Annotated in this window: 21 protein-coding genes; 16 read left to right on the plus strand and 5 right to left on the minus strand. The window is 58.4% G+C overall.

The window, feature by feature from the left end; all coding sequences use genetic code 11:
- Positions 1–2: 2 nt before the first annotated feature.
- Both ABH909_RS18010 and ABH909_RS18015 read right to left on the minus strand, forming a co-directional pair.
- A complete protein-coding gene (locus ABH909_RS18010; RefSeq protein WP_007935641.1) occupies positions 3–233 on the minus strand; it encodes a hypothetical protein in 231 nt (76 codons plus the stop codon).
- A gap of 72 nt (positions 234–305) precedes the next feature.
- On the minus strand, positions 306–662 hold the full coding sequence (locus ABH909_RS18015; protein WP_429435673.1) for a hypothetical protein: 357 nt from the start codon (positions 660–662) through the stop codon (positions 306–308).
- Positions 663–874: 212 nt separating this feature from the next.
- Between ABH909_RS18015 and ABH909_RS18020 the strand changes: the two genes are divergently transcribed.
- From ABH909_RS18020 to ada, 5 genes are all read left to right on the plus strand, one after another.
- Positions 875–1,177, plus strand: a complete 303-nt coding sequence (locus tag ABH909_RS18020) for a DUF1883 domain-containing protein (RefSeq protein WP_429435675.1) — start codon at positions 875–877, stop codon at positions 1,175–1,177.
- A 29-nt stretch (positions 1,178–1,206) separates the two neighbouring features.
- Positions 1,207–1,377, plus strand: a complete 171-nt coding sequence (locus tag ABH909_RS18025) for a hypothetical protein (RefSeq protein ID WP_162232616.1) — start codon at positions 1,207–1,209, stop codon at positions 1,375–1,377.
- A 126-nt stretch (positions 1,378–1,503) separates the two neighbouring features.
- A complete protein-coding gene (locus tag ABH909_RS18030; protein ID WP_429435678.1) occupies positions 1,504–2,214 on the plus strand; it encodes a 2OG-Fe(II) oxygenase in 711 nt (236 codons plus the stop codon).
- Entirely contained in the window at positions 2,204–2,884 is a 681-nt protein-coding gene (alkB, locus tag ABH909_RS18035) for a DNA oxidative demethylase AlkB (RefSeq protein WP_429435680.1), read from the plus strand. The genes ABH909_RS18030 and alkB overlap by 11 nt, the downstream gene beginning before the upstream one ends.
- Before the next feature lie 87 nt (positions 2,885–2,971).
- On the plus strand, positions 2,972–4,045 hold the full coding sequence (gene ada, locus ABH909_RS18040) for a bifunctional DNA-binding transcriptional regulator/O6-methylguanine-DNA methyltransferase Ada (RefSeq protein ID WP_429435683.1): 1,074 nt from the start codon (positions 2,972–2,974) through the stop codon (positions 4,043–4,045).
- Here the strand turns inward: ada and ABH909_RS18045 are convergent.
- Positions 4,009–4,497, minus strand: coding sequence for a GyrI-like domain-containing protein (locus ABH909_RS18045; protein ID WP_429435686.1), 489 nt, complete (start codon positions 4,495–4,497; stop codon positions 4,009–4,011). The two genes, ada and ABH909_RS18045, sit on opposite strands and share 37 nt — an antisense overlap.
- A gap of 52 nt (positions 4,498–4,549) precedes the next feature.
- The gene (locus ABH909_RS18050) at positions 4,550–5,533 is read right to left on the minus strand and encodes an MDR family oxidoreductase (protein WP_429435688.1); all 984 of its coding nucleotides are present in this window, start codon (positions 5,531–5,533) and stop codon (positions 4,550–4,552) included.
- 159 nt (positions 5,534–5,692) lie between these two features.
- Here ABH909_RS18050 and ABH909_RS18055 point away from each other — a divergent pair, with 159 nt between their 5' ends.
- The 9 genes from ABH909_RS18055 (at position 5,693) to ABH909_RS18095 (ending at position 12,416) form a co-directional block, all read left to right on the plus strand.
- Positions 5,693–6,757: an NAD(P)H-dependent flavin oxidoreductase gene (locus tag ABH909_RS18055; protein WP_429435691.1), complete on the plus strand. Its 1,065-nt coding sequence runs from the start codon at positions 5,693–5,695 to the stop codon at positions 6,755–6,757.
- A gap of 270 nt (positions 6,758–7,027) precedes the next feature.
- A complete protein-coding gene (gene modA, locus ABH909_RS18060; RefSeq protein ID WP_429435694.1) occupies positions 7,028–7,786 on the plus strand; it encodes a molybdate ABC transporter substrate-binding protein in 759 nt (252 codons plus the stop codon).
- On the plus strand, positions 7,787–8,467 hold the full coding sequence (gene modB / locus ABH909_RS18065) for a molybdate ABC transporter permease subunit (protein ID WP_429435697.1): 681 nt from the start codon (positions 7,787–7,789) through the stop codon (positions 8,465–8,467).
- Between the two features lie 3 nt (positions 8,468–8,470).
- On the plus strand, positions 8,471–9,550 hold the full coding sequence (gene modC / locus ABH909_RS18070; protein ID WP_429435700.1) for a molybdenum ABC transporter ATP-binding protein: 1,080 nt from the start codon (positions 8,471–8,473) through the stop codon (positions 9,548–9,550).
- 75 nt (positions 9,551–9,625) lie between these two features.
- Complete coding sequence (locus ABH909_RS18075) at positions 9,626–10,696, plus strand: DNA topoisomerase IB (protein WP_429435703.1); 1,071 nt, start codon at positions 9,626–9,628, stop codon at positions 10,694–10,696.
- Positions 10,697–10,731: 35 nt separating this feature from the next.
- Positions 10,732–10,989, plus strand: coding sequence for a hypothetical protein (locus tag ABH909_RS18080; protein ID WP_038983179.1), 258 nt, complete (start codon positions 10,732–10,734; stop codon positions 10,987–10,989).
- Positions 10,990–11,119: 130 nt separating this feature from the next.
- On the plus strand, positions 11,120–11,350 hold the full coding sequence (locus tag ABH909_RS18085) for a hypothetical protein (RefSeq protein ID WP_008012835.1): 231 nt from the start codon (positions 11,120–11,122) through the stop codon (positions 11,348–11,350).
- 307 nt (positions 11,351–11,657) lie between these two features.
- The gene (locus ABH909_RS18090) at positions 11,658–11,942 is read left to right on the plus strand and encodes a hypothetical protein (protein ID WP_429435705.1); all 285 of its coding nucleotides are present in this window, start codon (positions 11,658–11,660) and stop codon (positions 11,940–11,942) included.
- 45 nt (positions 11,943–11,987) lie between these two features.
- Positions 11,988–12,416, plus strand: coding sequence for a hypothetical protein (locus ABH909_RS18095; protein WP_429435708.1), 429 nt, complete (start codon positions 11,988–11,990; stop codon positions 12,414–12,416).
- Between the two features lie 61 nt (positions 12,417–12,477).
- On the opposite strand, the gene ABH909_RS18100 is transcribed toward ABH909_RS18095, so the two are convergent.
- Positions 12,478–13,059, minus strand: coding sequence for a TetR/AcrR family transcriptional regulator (locus ABH909_RS18100; RefSeq protein ID WP_429435711.1), 582 nt, complete (start codon positions 13,057–13,059; stop codon positions 12,478–12,480).
- A gap of 225 nt (positions 13,060–13,284) precedes the next feature.
- Between ABH909_RS18100 and ABH909_RS18105 the strand changes: the two genes are divergently transcribed.
- On the plus strand, positions 13,285–14,070 hold the full coding sequence (locus ABH909_RS18105; protein ID WP_429435714.1) for an SDR family NAD(P)-dependent oxidoreductase: 786 nt from the start codon (positions 13,285–13,287) through the stop codon (positions 14,068–14,070).
- Between the two features lie 115 nt (positions 14,071–14,185).
- Positions 14,186–15,193, plus strand: a complete 1,008-nt coding sequence (locus ABH909_RS18110) for an NADP-dependent oxidoreductase (protein ID WP_429435717.1) — start codon at positions 14,186–14,188, stop codon at positions 15,191–15,193.
- Positions 15,194–15,346 lie beyond the last annotated feature (153 nt).

Raw genomic sequence — 15,346 nt, forward strand, 5'->3', positions numbered from 1 at the left:
CCCTACATATGTATTTCGGCGAATTTGATCCCGAGCCCGCGCACGGTCTCGATCAAATCGTCGAGGCGACTGAAGGATTCGACTTCATCGTTATCATCCACCAGGAAAAAACTGCGCCCTGCGCTTTTCTTGAAAAACACGATCCACTCCCCCGGGTTCGCCGGGTTCTGAATCACGTGGGTGGCAGAGATATGACCCTCTGCATGGCGCTCGCGCACCTGTTCTCGCTTCATGCTTGACTCCAGAAATGACAATGCCGTCAAAGCGCGACTTTGACGGCATCGATGCTGACTGGGGGTAGTTTATCAGCCGGATATGCATGCGGTGGCGGCATTGCGTACATCCCATGGGCGCAATGGCACATTGGAGATGCGCTCATGCAACTTGATGCTGCTGCCGCCAGAGCGGTCTTCAATTTCAAATACGGCGGCCGGCCCCGACGAGAACTTTTGCGGCACGATAACTCGCACGCCTTCTTTATGCGGCTCGACTTGCAGGGCTCCACGGCTATCGGCGAGCTTTTCGACAAGGCATTGGGCGTACTCATGGGGATTCTTGCCTGATATCACGCTCATGGTGGGCATTGTCTGATTGATGTCCGAGACACTCGCACATCCACCCACTACCAACGCCAACGGCCCGACCAGTACTCCCCACTTCATACCAAACCTCCGATAAAGACCTTCCGACAACTCAAATGCTGGTTTTCTCCGAGGCTCACTGCTTTTATCGCTCATAGAATTCCGTATAACTGTTTTTAATTGTCAAAGCGCACCACGAGAGCCGGATAATAACCTGTTCGGGCTGATAAACTGCGTCAATCGCCCATGCTATCGTTTTGATTTTGTAGAAAAAGCCCTTTTGGAGGCGCCTCATGAAATTTATCCACCAGCGCGAGCACCTCAACGAAGACGACATCGTCGTCATTCAATGCTCCCAAACGTGCAACATCCGCTTGATGAACGACGCCAACTTCCGCAGTTTCAAGAATGGCGGCCGTCATACTTACCATGGCGGCGCATTCGACACCTTCCCGGCCCGCATCACTGCGCCAAGCACCGGCTTCTGGAACATCACTATCGACACGGTCAACCGCCGGCCGATCAGCGTGACCCGCAAGCCGAGCCTGACGCACTCGATCAAGATCATCCGCCGCTCCAGCTCGAAATTGAGCTGAGCCCACCTCGAAAACAGGCAGGTATGACCGTGGCCCAAACGACTAAGTACGTCATCAAATACAAACTCAACGGCGAACGCCGCTTTGAATTCGCCCAGCTGGAAAACGGCACGGAAGAAGAAGCCAAGGCTGCACTCGACGTCATTCATGGCCAGACTGAAGATGTCATCAGCGAGATCAGCGTGAGCAAAGCGCTGTAGTGCGATCCGGAGCGACAACATGGACGTCTGCTCCCCTTTCGAATTCGACCGCAAGCGCCGGAGTGCCCACTCCCGCCACGCTCACTACACTGGCCGCCTCGACCTTTTGGTCAAGGAGTCAGAACCTTGTTTACCGACCCGATTCATCTCGATGCCCTCGACTGGGCCGGGCTTGAGCAGCAACTCGATCAGGATGGCTGCGCGCTAATCCGGTCGTTTTTAGACCATCAGACCTGCGATGAAATAAGCGCCCTGTACGACCGACCCGAGCCCTTTCGCTCCAAAGTGGTGATGGCTCGCCACGGTTTTGGCCGTGGCGAGTACAAGTACTTCAAGTACCCGCTGCCGGCTCCGGTGGCCCGGTTGCGTAGCGCGCTCTACCCTCGACTGGTGCCTATCGCCAATCGCTGGTACGAATCCATGGGCCTGCCGACCCGTTTTCCCGAATCGCACGAAGCGTTTTTGCAACGCTGTCATGCCGCCGGTCAGGAACGCCCGACACCTTTGTTGCTGCAATACAGGCCACAGGATTACAACTGTTTGCATCAGGATTTGTACGGCGAACACGTCTTTCCGCTCCAAGTAGCGATTCTTCTGTCAGAACCGGGAGAAGACTTTACCGGCGGCGAGTTTGTGCTGACTGAACAACGCCCACGGATGCAGTCGCGCCCGCAAGTCATCGGCCTGAAGAAAGGCGATATGTTGGTTTTTGCCGTGAATCAGCGTCCGGTAAAAGGTGTTCGTGGCTATTATCGAGTGACCATGCGCCATGGCGTGAGTCGCCTGCACAGTGGAAAACGGCATACCCTTGGAATCATCTTTCACGATGCGTTATGACCCCATGAGCCCGATCACCTTCGATCTGTTTGCCGATGCCGAACCCGAGCAACACGCCAGACGCGAGCAAATCGGCGAACAATCCTTCGTTCTCAGAGGCTTCGCCCTGCCCTGGCTCGACCGGTTGCTGCCGGCACTGGAGACGGTTCTGGCAGCAGCCCCTTTTCGGCAGATGGTCACGCCCGGCGGTTTTACCATGTCAGTGGCGCTGAGCAGTTGCGGCACCTGGGGCTGGACGACCGACCGCAGCGGTTACAAGTACACCCGTAACGATCCGCAGACCGGCGCGCCCTGGCCTGAAATGCCTGAGGTGTTTTTCGAGCTGGCGCAAGCGGCGGCGCGAGAGGCAGGCTTTATGGATTTCGTACCGGATTCCTGCCTGATCAACCGCTATATTCCCGGTGCCAAAATGTCGTTGCATCAGGACAAAGACGAAGGTTCCTACGCGGCGCCCATTGTGTCGGTGTCCTTGGGGTTGCCGGCGACGTTTCTGTTCGGCGGCTTTGAACGCAGCGCCAAAAGCCAACGCGTGTCGCTGCTGCATAGGGACATCGTGGTCTGGGGCGGCGTCGACCGTTTGCGTTATCACGGCGTATTGCCGATCAAGCCGGGTTATCACCCTCGCTTAGGCGAACAACGGATCAACTTCACCTTTCGTACCGCGGGATGAAACCGTTGAATTCAACCGCAAGACCCAGAGTGTGACGTCTCTGGCGGCTGGTTAATCTGCATGAAACGGGTCAACGGACATGAAGCCATGACAATTCAATCGACAAAAAACGCTACCGAGAACGATCCTCGCTGGGCGGCTGTGGTCGCACGCGATCCCCGCGCCGACGGGCAGTTTGTGTATGCGGTGAAAACCACCGGCATCTATTGCCGCCCCAGCAGCCTGGCGCGTCTGCCGAAGCCGCAGAATGTCGAGTTCTTCGACACCGCCGAGCAAGCTCAGGCAGCGGGTTATCGCCCCAGCAAACGGGCCGCGAAAGATCAAAGCGACGTCGCCGCACAACACGCCACGACGGTGGCCGCCGCATGCCGTCGCATCGAATCCGCCGAGACGTTGCCGGCGCTGAATGAACTGGCGGATGCCGCCGGCCTGAGCAGTTTCCACTTCCATCGCGTGTTCAAGGCCATCACCGGCCTGACGCCCAAGGGCTACGCCACCGCCCATCGTTCACGCAAAGTTCGCGAGCGCCTGGCGCACGGTGGCACGGTCACCGACGCGCTGTATGAGGCCGGATTCAACTCCAACAGCCGTTTCTATGAGGCCGCCGATCAAGTGCTGGGCATGAAACCTGGCGATTACCGTGCGGCCGGGCAGAACAACGACATTCGTTTTGCCGTCGGCCAGTGTTCTCTGGGAGCGATTCTGGTGGCGCAAAGTGAGCGCGGCGTCTGCGCGATTCTGTTGGGGGACGACCCGCATCAATTGGTCTGTGACCTGCAGGACAAGTTTCGGCGCGCCAACCTGATTGGCGCCGATCATGAGTTCGAGCAGTTGATCGCTAAAGTGGTGGGCTTTATCGAAGCCCCGGCGCTCGGTCTGGACTTGCCGCTGGACGTACGCGGCACGGCGTTTCAGGAGCGGGTGTGGCAAGCCCTGCGGGAAATTCCCGCTGGCAGCACCGCCAGTTATGCCGATATCGCTCAACGCATAGGCGCACCGAAAGCCGTGCGCGCCGTGGCCCAGGCCTGTGGCGCGAACAGCCTGGCGGTGGCAATCCCTTGCCATCGCGTGGTGCGCAGCGACGGCAACCTGTCGGGCTATCGCTGGGGGGTGGAGCGCAAGCGTCAGTTGCTGGAACGCGAAAACGCGGCTGAGTCCTGAATGCCGATATAGACCGCCACGGTCTCCGGGCCGGTGTAGACCTCGAAGTCCGTGGCGAACTTGCGGCGAACCTGCGGGTTATCCTCGAAGTAAGCCCAGATCAAGCCCCACGTCTGAATGACGCTGTCGGGCATCAGCCCTTTGCCGCTGAACACCAGGTAATCGCCGCCCTCAACCTGAATCTGCGCAAAGTCCTCGGTGGGCGCGGTAACCGCCGCACCCGCGGTCACATCGAAGTGGCCCGAAGCATCGGACTCGTAGTTGGAATAGACGCCGTACATAAAGGAGTCCGGCTGTTTGTGGGCGATTTTGTCGAAAACGTCCTCAACGAAGAACTGTTCCCACATAGGGCCGATACGCGCGGTATCTGGCTGCTGTTCTGCGGCATTGAGGGTTCGCACCTGCAACCCCGAGACGCTAAACGGCAGCACTTCACGCAGCTTTACATCCATTGTCGCTTTTCCTTGTTTCTACAGTTTGTCTGTTTGATTGGCGCGAAGACGATCAAAGATTGACGTCGACCACCACCCGACCGCGCAACTGGCCGGCAAGCAGGCGCTGGGCCGCGTCGATGACTTCACTCAAGCCGATTTCGTGGCTGATCAGCGGCAGCAAGGCGAAATCCAGATCCTTGGCCAGGCGATTCCAGGCCAGTATTCGCTTGGCTTTGGGCTGGGTCACGCTGTTGATGCCGGCCAAGGTCACACCGCGCAAAATGAACGGCGCAACGGAAGCCGGGAAGTCCATGCCTTGGGCCAGTCCGCAAGCAGCGACGATGCCGTTGGCCCGAGTGCTGGCGCAAGCGTTGGCCAGCGTGTGACTACCGACCGAGTCGATCACCGCCGCCCAACGCTCCTTGGCCAACGGTTTGCCCGGTTCTGACAATGTGGTGCGATCGATGATTTCGCTGGCGCCCAATTGCTTGAGATATTCGTGCTCGGCGGTGCGGCCGGTGGATGCCACCACGCGATAGCCGAGTTTGCTCAGCAGCGCGATGGCGAAACTGCCTACGCCACCGTTGGCGCCCGTTACCAGCACTTCGCCCTGCTCGGGGTTCACGCCGTTATGCTCCAGCGCCAGGATGCTCAGCATCGCCGTATAGCCGGCCGTGCCGATGGCCATCGCTTGTGCAGCGGTGAAGGCTTTGGGCAACGGGATCAGCCAGTCGCCATTCAGGCGAGCTTTCTGCGCCAATCCGCCCCAGTGTCCTTCGCCCACACCCCAGCCATTAAGCAAGACTTGATCACCAACCTTGTAGTCCGGATGACCGCTGACTTCGACAGTGCCCGCCAGATCGATCCCCGGCACCATCGGGAATTTTCGCACCACCGGGCTGCTGCCCGTGATCGCCAGGCCATCCTTGAAGTTCAGCGTGCTGTACGCCACGCGCACGGTCACATCGCCTTCAGGCAATTGATCATCACTGATCTCTTGCAGCGTGGCTCGGTAACCGCTGTCGTCCTTGTCGATCAAAATGCCTTTGAACATCACTGCCTCCCGATGGAATCGCTCAGTTGTCATGCTGTTGAATAACACATGAAAACACATCGCCGCAGCCGACTTTAAGCCAATACTCAAACTCGACTGGCCTTGCGTCAGTCATTACTGATACAAATTCGCTTCTACCGACGTCGGAGAACACTGCACATGAGCCAATGGCCAGACACCCGCATTCTTGATCTGCTCGGGATCGAACTGCCGATCATCCAGGGCCCCTTGGCCGGCGCGACGACGTCGGCCATGGTGATTGCGGTGAGCAACGCTGGCGGCCTGGGCTCGATGCCCGCGGCAATGCTGAGCATCGAGCAATTGCTCGAAGAGCTGAAAACGATTCGCCAACACACCCAGCGCCCGTTCAACGTCAATTTCTTCTGCCATCAACCACCGCCGGCCGATGAGCAACGCGCCCGGGACTGGAAGAATCTGCTGGAACCGTATTACCGGGAATTGGGGGTCGATTTCGATGCCCCGACACCGGTGTCCAATCGCGCTCCGTTCGATAACGCAGCCTGCGAAGTGATTGAAGAGTTTCTTCCCGCAGTGGTGAGCTTTCACTTTGGCCTGCCGGAAAAATCCCTGCTGGATCGGGTAAAAGCGACCGGGGCGAAAATTCTCTCTTCGGCGACCACCGTTGAAGAAGCCATCTGGCTGGAACAGCAGGGTTGCGACGCGATCATCGCCATGGGTTACGAGGCCGGCGGCCACCGGGGGATGTTCCTCAGTGATGACCTGAGCAGCCAGGTAGGGACCTTTGCCCTGGTGCCACAAATCGTCGATGCGGTGAACGTGCCAGTCATTGCGGCGGGCGGGATCGGAGATGCACGGGGCGTAGCGGCGGCTTTTCTGCTGGGCGCTTCGGCGGTCCAGGTGGGTACGGCTTATTTGTTCACGCCGGAGGCCAAGGTCAGCGCGTCTCACCACAAGGCGTTGCGCACGGCCAGGGAAAGCGAGACGGCAGTGACCAACATTTTCACCGGGCGCCCGGCGCGCGGGATTCTCAATCGGGTGATGCGAGAACTGGGCCCCATGTGTGACAAAGCGCCGGCCTTTCCGTTGGCGGGCGGTGCGTTGATGCCGTTGCGGGCCAAAGGGGAAGCGGACTTCAGCAATCTTTGGGCTGGCCAGGCGTTTACGCTGGGGGTTGAAATGACTTCGGCAGAGCTGACCCGGCGGTTGGCGGATGAGGCGTTGGCCAAATTGACTCACTGCTAGACAGCGACCAACAAAAACTGTGGCTAGGGGGCTTTCCTGTGGCGAGGGAGCTTGCTCCCGCTGGGTCGCGAAGCGGCCCCAAAAGCTTCACGACTGCTTCGCAGCCGAACGGGAGCAAGCTCCCTCGCCACAGGCAAGCTCCCTCCCCACAGGGAACCCCTTCACTGTTGAGCACTTCACGCCGCTAGGCCGCTAGAAAGTTCCGTTTACAGGCCATTCGCTATATATTCCGCTATATAGCGTTTCACTCGCCTGCCACGGAGCCGCTCCATGATTGTTCGTGCCTCACGTATTGCCCCTGCGTGCCTGATCGCTGTGTTTGTTTTCGGCTCCGCCCAGGCGGATGAAGTCCAGGTCGCTGTTGCCGCCAACTTCACTGCGCCAATCCGAACCATCGCGGCCGATTTCGAGAAAGATACCGGGCATAAACTCGTCACCTCCTTTGGGGCAACCGGCCAGTTCTATACCCAGATCAAGAACGGCGCGCCATTCGAAGTATTTCTCTCGGCAGACGACGCCACCGCGCAAAAACTCGAGGCCGAAGGCGACACGGTCAAAGGCTCGCGCTTCACCTACGCTGTCGGCACCCTGGCGCTGTGGTCGGCCAGGGATGGTTATGTCGACGCCCAGGGCAAGGTGCTGAGCGACAATCAGTATCAGCATCTGTCCATCGCCAACCCGAAAGCTGCCCCATATGGCCTGGCCGCCACTCAAGTGCTGGCCAGGCAGGGCCTGACCGACAAAGTCAAAGACAAGCTCGTCGAAGGCCAGAACATCACCCAGGCCTACCAATTCGTGTCCACCGGCAATGCCGAACTCGGTTTTGTCGCCTTGTCGCAGATCTACAAGGACGGCAAAGTCACCAGCGGTTCGGCCTGGATCGTTCCGGCCGATCTGCATGACCCGATCAAACAAGACGCCGTGATCCTCAATAAGGGCAAGGACAACCCGGCCGCCAAGGCACTGGTTGATTACCTTAAAGGCCCGAAAGCCGCCGCCGTCATCAAATCCTACGGTTACCAACTCTAAATGACGCTATCGAGTGCCGACTATTCAGCAATCTGGCTGACCCTGAAACTGGCGTCCCTGACGACCGTGATCCTGTTGATCATCGGTACTCCGATTGCGTTATGGCTGTCGCGCACCCGATCCTGGCTGCGTGGCCCGATTGGGGCGATCGTCGCCCTGCCCCTGGTGCTGCCGCCGACGGTGATCGGTTTTTACTTGTTGCTGGCGCTCGGACCAAACGGCTGGATCGGTCAATTCACTCAATCGCTGGGCCTTGGCACTCTCACATTCAGTTTTGCGGGGCTGGTGATCGGCTCGGTGCTGTACTCGATGCCGTTCGTGGTCCAACCCCTGCAAAATGCTTTTTCCGCTATCGGCACTCGCCCATTGGAAGTGGCTGCAACCTTGCGCGCCAGTCCCCTGGATACGTTCTTCAGCGTAGTGGTGCCTTTGGCCCGTCCCGGTTTCATCACGGCGGCCATTCTTGGTTTCGCCCACACCGTCGGCGAGTTCGGCGTCGTGCTGATGATTGGCGGCAACATTCCCGACAAGACCCGCGTGGTCTCGGTGCAGATCTACGATCATGTCGAAGCCCTGGAATACGCCCAGGCTCATTGGCTGGCCGGGGCGATGCTGGTGTTCTCGTTTGTGGTATTGCTGGCGCTCTACTCCAGCCGTAAAACCAAAGCGGTCTGGAGCTGATCGATGATTCATGCGCGCTTGAAACTGAATTATTCGGGATTCTCCCTGGATGTGGACCTGCAACTGCCCGGCCGCGGAGTGACAGCGCTTTACGGCCATTCCGGCTCGGGCAAAACCACGTGCCTGCGCTGCATCGCCGGGCTGGAACGGGCCGAGCAGGGTTTTATTCAGGTCAACGATGAAGTCTGGCAAGACAGCGACAAACGGATTTTCATTCCGCCGCATAAACGCGCCCTGGGTTACGTTTTCCAGGAAGCCAGCCTGTTTCCACATTTGTCGGTGCGGGGCAATCTTGAGTTCGGCCTCAAGCGCATCCCACGCCAACAGCGCCGGGTCGACATGGCCCATGCCACTGAGTTACTGGGGATCGGCCATTTGCTGGACCGCGATCCACACAACCTTTCTGGCGGTGAGCGCCAGCGGATCGGCATCGCTCGCGCCCTGCTCACCAGCCCGAAACTATTGCTGATGGACGAACCGCTGGCGGCGCTTGATACCCAGCGTAAAAACGAAATCCTGCCGTATCTGCAACGACTGCATGACGAACTGGATATTCCCGTGTTGTACGTCAGCCATTCCCAGGATGAAGTCGCGCGGCTTGCCGACCACCTCGTGCTGCTCAGCAACGGCAAGGCTTTGGCCAGCGGCGCCATCGGCGAAACCCTGGCCCGGCTCGATCTGCCGCTGGCGCTGGGCGATGATGCCGGCGTGGTGATCGAAGGGCATGTCAGCGCCTATGACGCCGACTATCAGTTGTTGACCTTACAGCTGCCCAACACGGACCTGAGCATTCGGGTCGCCCATTCGCCAATGGCTGAAGGCCAGGCACTGCGCTGCAAGGTTCAGGCGCGGGATGTCAGCCTGAGCCTGCAAGGCGTCGAGCAAAGCAGCATTCTCAATCGCCTGCCGGTCACGGTGATCAGTGAAATCGGTGCTGATAACGCCGCTCACGTACTGATCCGCCTGAATGCGGCCGGCACCCCGCTACTGGCGCGGATCACCCGCTATTCCCGAGACCAATTGGGCGTGCACCCCGGGCAGCAACTTTGGGCGCAAATCAAAGCGGTAGCGGTTCTGGCGTGAATCCGTCGGCACCCCGACGATGGCGCGCGGTCAATGGCTTAACGCCCCGTGATTCGTCGCCCAGGATTGCCCGACATGCCAGATACCGCGTTGCCCGATGTTCTGCCGCCCGACCTGCATTACGTCGATGACAGCCAGCCCGGCATCACCCGCAAGATCCTGCGCGGCAACTTCTGTTATTTCGACCCCGCGGGTCAGCGCATTACCGATCCGGATGAAATCAAACGCATCAATGCACTTGCGGTGCCGCCCGCCTACACCGATGTGTGGATTTGCCCCGATCCGCGCGGCCATCTGCAAGCCACCGGCCGCGACGCTCGTGGCCGCAAGCAATACCGTTATCACCCGCGCTGGCGCGAAGTGCGTGACGCCGACAAATACTCGCGTTTGCGGGACTTCGGCCTGGTCCTGCCGAAACTGCGCAAACAGCTTGAAACTCTGTTGGCCGCGCCTGGTTTCAGCCGCGACAAGGTCATGGCCACGGTGATTACCTTGCTTGATGCGACGCTGATCCGAGTCGGCAACACGCAATACGCCCGGGATAACCGCTCATATGGCTTGACGACCCTGCGCAACCGTCACGTCGAGGTCAACGGCAGCGCGATTGTGTTCCAGTTTCGCGGCAAGAGCGGCATCGAGCACCAGATCACCGTAAAAGACCGGCGCCTGGCGCGGATCATCAAGCGCTGCCTGGAAATCCCCGGGCAAAACCTCTTTCAGTATCTGGATGAAAACGGCGAGCGGCACACCATCAGTTCCTCCGACGTCAACGCCTACTTGCAGACGTTGACCGGTGCCGATTTCACCGCCAAGGACTACCGCACTTGGGCCGGCAGTGCATTGGCATTGGCGGTGCTGCGCGAGTTGCAGTGGGAATCGGAAGCCGACGCGAAGCGGCATGTGGTGGAAATGGTCAAGAATGTAGCCCGACAGTTGGGCAACACTCCGGCGGTTTGCCGCAAGTGTTACATCCATCCGGCGGTCGTCGATGGTTTCATGCAGGGCGCATTATCCAAGCTGCCGCGATCAAGAGGACGTAAAAGATTGAGGGCAGAAGAAGTCGCGTTGGCTGTGCTTCTGGAGAAGCTTATCGAGACGGCTGAAACCCCTGAGAGCTCTTTGAGGCGAACTAAACCGACGAACTGACCTGTCCTTTTTTTGCGTGATTGCAAAGGGCTTCTATGCTTGATCTGAATACGAATAGCTTCGGTGACGCCATGGAAGACATTTTCGTTGTGAAACGCTGCAACAAGATCATCATTCATGGCCGCCGGGCCGGAGAACCCGATCACCCGCCACCCGATGCTGCCGTCTGGTATCGCATCGCCGATACCCGCACTCGCGGCTTCATCGGGGACGGCTTCGATCTTGAAGAGGACGCCGCGCGCGAATGTCGGCGGCTTAACGCGGTCAGCTCGCCGAAGTCCCGGCAGGCCTGAAGCTGGCCTGTTTCATTTCCGGGTCTATACTTAAAGGTGCTGAAGGATCGGCGACCCATCGGCAGAAAGCTCGCTCCCCGCGGGCTTTTTGTTGCCCTTCACCCGATTTCTTTGAACGGAGGTGTATGTCATGTCCGAGAAAGAGTCCATCACCACCCTGCTTACCCTGCTTGACTCCCGTCAGGCGCGTCTTGCCGCTGCCTGCAAGGAAATCGCCGATTGGGTTGATAATCAAGGGGGGCATCCGACAGCCCTCAGGATTCGCGATCGTCTGAACGACATCGAGAAAGATACGCCGCAGATTCGCAGCGCGCTGTCATCACTCAAACCTGTAGAGCCGCCGCTGCCTCGGTTCAGATGAATAACCCGAAACACTTGAGCCATGCACGAAGCCCCACTCAGGGCACTGAACGGTAACAATCGTCACCGGATTTATACCTGCCTGCCTTCATGCGCGACACACCCACCCGGCCAAATTAGCCGGTTTTTTTTGTTTGTGTCTTTCCCCCATTTCACACGGCGTTCACAACTCATCCTCTACAGTGCATCCACTCCTTTCAAGAAATCCCCTGGCCCGCCCGCATGCGGGCCTTTTTTTGCCTGCTATATAGCGAACGAACGCCCTCGCCCGTCTGTCGAACGATTACACATAACGAAGGAGATGCCTCGTGGTCACTCACTTCAAAGTCGGCGGGCACCTGGCCTGCGGACACAAAGGCAGTAATCTGACTTCAAGCCGAATACTGACCCGCGTGAAATGCCGAAGCTGCCGAAATACCGATGCGTTCAAAGAAGCACGCAAAGCCGAACGCAACGCCGCCCGCCGAGCCGCACGCAAGGCCAAAGCAACCCACACCACCAATGACTGGCGCGCAGCCTGGACCCAGCGCCTGATCGAAATGCCTGGGTTGCAAAGACTGCCGCGTGGTTTCACCGGCCAGCCATTCGTGTAGCTGACTCCAACCCCAACAAGGGGCGCTATAGGAGAGGAAATACCGATGAACAGTAGACTGCTTGGGCTTCTGATCGTCTGCCTGTGCCCCTCGTGGGTGATGGCACAAGGATGTGACGTCAAGACCCGATCCCAAAGCCCTTCCGTTCCCGTGATCGAAACACACTCCTGCTATGAGTACGAAGGCATGCCGGTGGACTCTATCGATTGGTCCTGCAGCAACGAGAGCAAGGAAATGCTGACCAGCACCAAGAAAAAAGTTGCCCAGTGCAGCGATCACTATCGGGCCACGTGCCTGGGCACCTTGACTGCAGAGGCGCTGGCCAACCCTCAGTCGATAAGCAAGGACAAGAACAGCAAACCGCTGAACATTCCCGACAATGCCCAGGTCATCACCTATTACTACAGCGTGGAGAACCTGCCGCAAGCCAGGATCGATTGCGAGACCGCGGGTGGGAAGTGGACGGAAAAGTAGCTGCTTTATGAGCTGATCTGACCCATTGCAGGCATAGCCAAAACGATCGATCGAGCAGGTCCTACGTTTCCGACTGAACGGTTAAAGATGCAGTGATACGAGCGTGGCAAACCTCGAGTATTTCATCGGCCAGCGAAGAGTCTTCCGGACAAGCGCGCGACAGTATGATCGCCCCTACCGCATGCGCCAGCATGTCGATCATCTTCACTCTCGCATCCCCGGGTGGCGCATCCGGCGCAGCTGGATACTTACTTCCCAGGGTTTGCAGCGTGCGCTCTATCCCGTCGGCAAACGCCGCTTTCAACGCATCCGGCTGGCGCGCAGCGTCGCCACACAATGCCGCCATGGTACAACCGCTGCTGCGGTCGTCCCGGTGAGCCCTCGATACATACACATCGATGAATCCCTGAACATCAAGCGCTTCGGCACTGGCTAACGATCGGGAAAGACTGTTGGCGGATGCCTCGGTCATCAGGTCAGCCTTCGAGCCGAAATGTTTGTAGAAGCCTCCATGGGTGAATCCGGCAGCCGCCATGAGGTCCGCCACGCCCACACCGTCAAAACCTCGCTCGCGAAACAGCACAGAGGCTGTCTCGACGATGTGCTCCCGATTTGCTTGCGCCTGGGCCTTGGTAACTCTCACGTGCACACCTCGTGTTCTGCTCAAAAATCATGCGCCAATGATACATAGATGTTGAGCGTAATCAAATTACGTTGACAGTTTAGATTTCGGTCATCATCCTAAATGCAGGTACTCACTCCCCTGCCGCACAACTGTGGGTGAAGGCTTCGTACTTAACGCGAACCAGGCATCAAACGTGATTTCGCGCATCAATCCTATCGATGTCCCTGAAAAAGAGAGAAGGCCATGACCACTCGCCCCACTGTTCTCATTACTGGCGCTTCCACCGGCATCGGCGCTGTTTACGCCGAGCGTTTTGCCCAACGCGGGCATGATCTGATCTTGGTTGCCCGAGATCAGGCGCGCTTGCAAACGCTCGCAACCAGGTTACGCAGCGAACATGACGTCGCCATCGATGTGCTTCAAGCGGACCTGACCCAACTCAGCGACCTGACCGTCGTCGAAGCTCGCCTGCGCGATGACGCCAGCATTGGCATCCTCGTCAATAACGCCGGCGCCGCGCAGGCCGGTAACTTCATCGAGCAGAGCACCGACAGCGTCGCGCATCTGGTAGCCCTGAACACGACTGCACTGGTGCGCCTGGCCAGTGCCATCGCTCCGCGTCTGGCCAAAGCGGGTAACGGCGCGATCATCAACATCGGTTCGGTGGTCGGTTTGGCTCCGGAGTTCGGCATGTCGGTCTACGGGGCGACCAAGGCGTTTGTGCTGTTCCTTTCCCAAGGCCTCAGCCTGGAGCTTTCGCCCCAAGGTGTTTATGTGCAAGCCGTATTGCCTGCCGCCACCCGCACTGAGATCTGGGATCGCGCCGGCATCGACATCAACACCTTGAACGAAATCATGGAGGTGGGTGATCTGGTGGATGCGGCGCTGGTCGGCTTCGACCGTCGCGAGCCGGTGACCATCCCACCGCTGCATGAAAGTGAGCGCTGGGATGTCCTGCAAACAGCCCGTCAGGGTCTGCTCTCGCAGATCAGGCAGTCCGCTGTCGCGCAACGATACCTGGCCCGTTGACCTGCTCGGCGGATTCGTCGCGCAAGACCTCAACGCCTGACAGCCTCGACGCCTTGTTTGCATCAAGATCAGGGTGTCGGAGCCCCTCATTCCAACAGACAAGAGCAGCAGCATCATGAAGGCATTTTTTATCGACCATTACGGCAAGCAGAACGGGAGTATTGGCGAAGTGCCCGACCCTACGGTGGGTGCCCATGACGTACTGATTCAAGTGCACGCCGCAAGCGTGAATCCGTTGGACTCGAAAATCAGAACGGGCGAATTCAAAATGATCCTGCCCTATTCATTTCCATTGGTCCTGGGCAATGACCTGGCCGGTGTCGTGGTTCGCACCGGCCCGGCGGTGAGACGATTCAAGCCAGGAGACGAAGTCTATGCACGCCCTCCCGAGAAACGGATCGGCACGTTTGCTGAACTGATTGCCGTGGACGAAAACGCGCTCGCGCTCAAACCCTTGAATCTCAGCATGGCCGAAGCCGCGTCCATCCCCTTGGTCGCTTTGACTGCCTGGCAGGCACTGGTTGAAACCGCTCGATTGAAAAAGGGCCAGAAAGTGCTGATCCACGCTGGATCCGGCGGTGTTGGTACGCTTGCCATTCAACTCGCCAAACACCTTGGAGCCTTCGTTGCGACCACCACCAGCACATCGAATGTCGAGTGGCTGAAAACACTCGGGGCGGATGTGGTCATCGATTACAAACAGCTAAATTTTGAAAGCGAATTGCACGACTATGACGTGGTGTTAAACAGCCTCGGTGCCGATGTACTGGAAAAATCATTGAAGGTGCTCAAGCCTGGCGGCCAGCTCATTTCCATTTCGGGGCCGCCCACAGCGCAGTTCGCCGTGGAACAGGGTTTATCCTGGGCACTGCGCCAAGTCATGCGTCTGCTGAGCAGCGGTATTCGAAGAAAAGCGGGCAAGCACGGTGTCAGCTATACATTTCTGTTTATGCGCGCAGATGGCGCACAACTACAAAACATCACCACGCTCATTGAAGCTGGAGTGATCAAGCCCGTCATTGACCGCTCTTTCTCTTTTGAATCGACGGCAGAAGCGTTGCGGTATGTCGAACAGGGCAAATCAAAAGGCAAAGTCACCATAACGATCAACCAAGCGCCTTAAAAAATGTCAGCAGATAACGTGCATGCTGCCGAGCATCAGACGCCGGCACCTGAACCAGAAGAGCAGCCCTCGTGCAAAATACAGGCGCCGGAGCAGTTGCAACCGGAAGTCTTGCCTTTGAAACAGCCGATCATCATTTGGCGCAGCTTGCTG

The organism is Pseudomonas sp. BS3782 TE3695, assembly GCF_050435305.1.
GTDB lineage: Bacteria > Pseudomonadota > Gammaproteobacteria > Pseudomonadales > Pseudomonadaceae > Aquipseudomonas.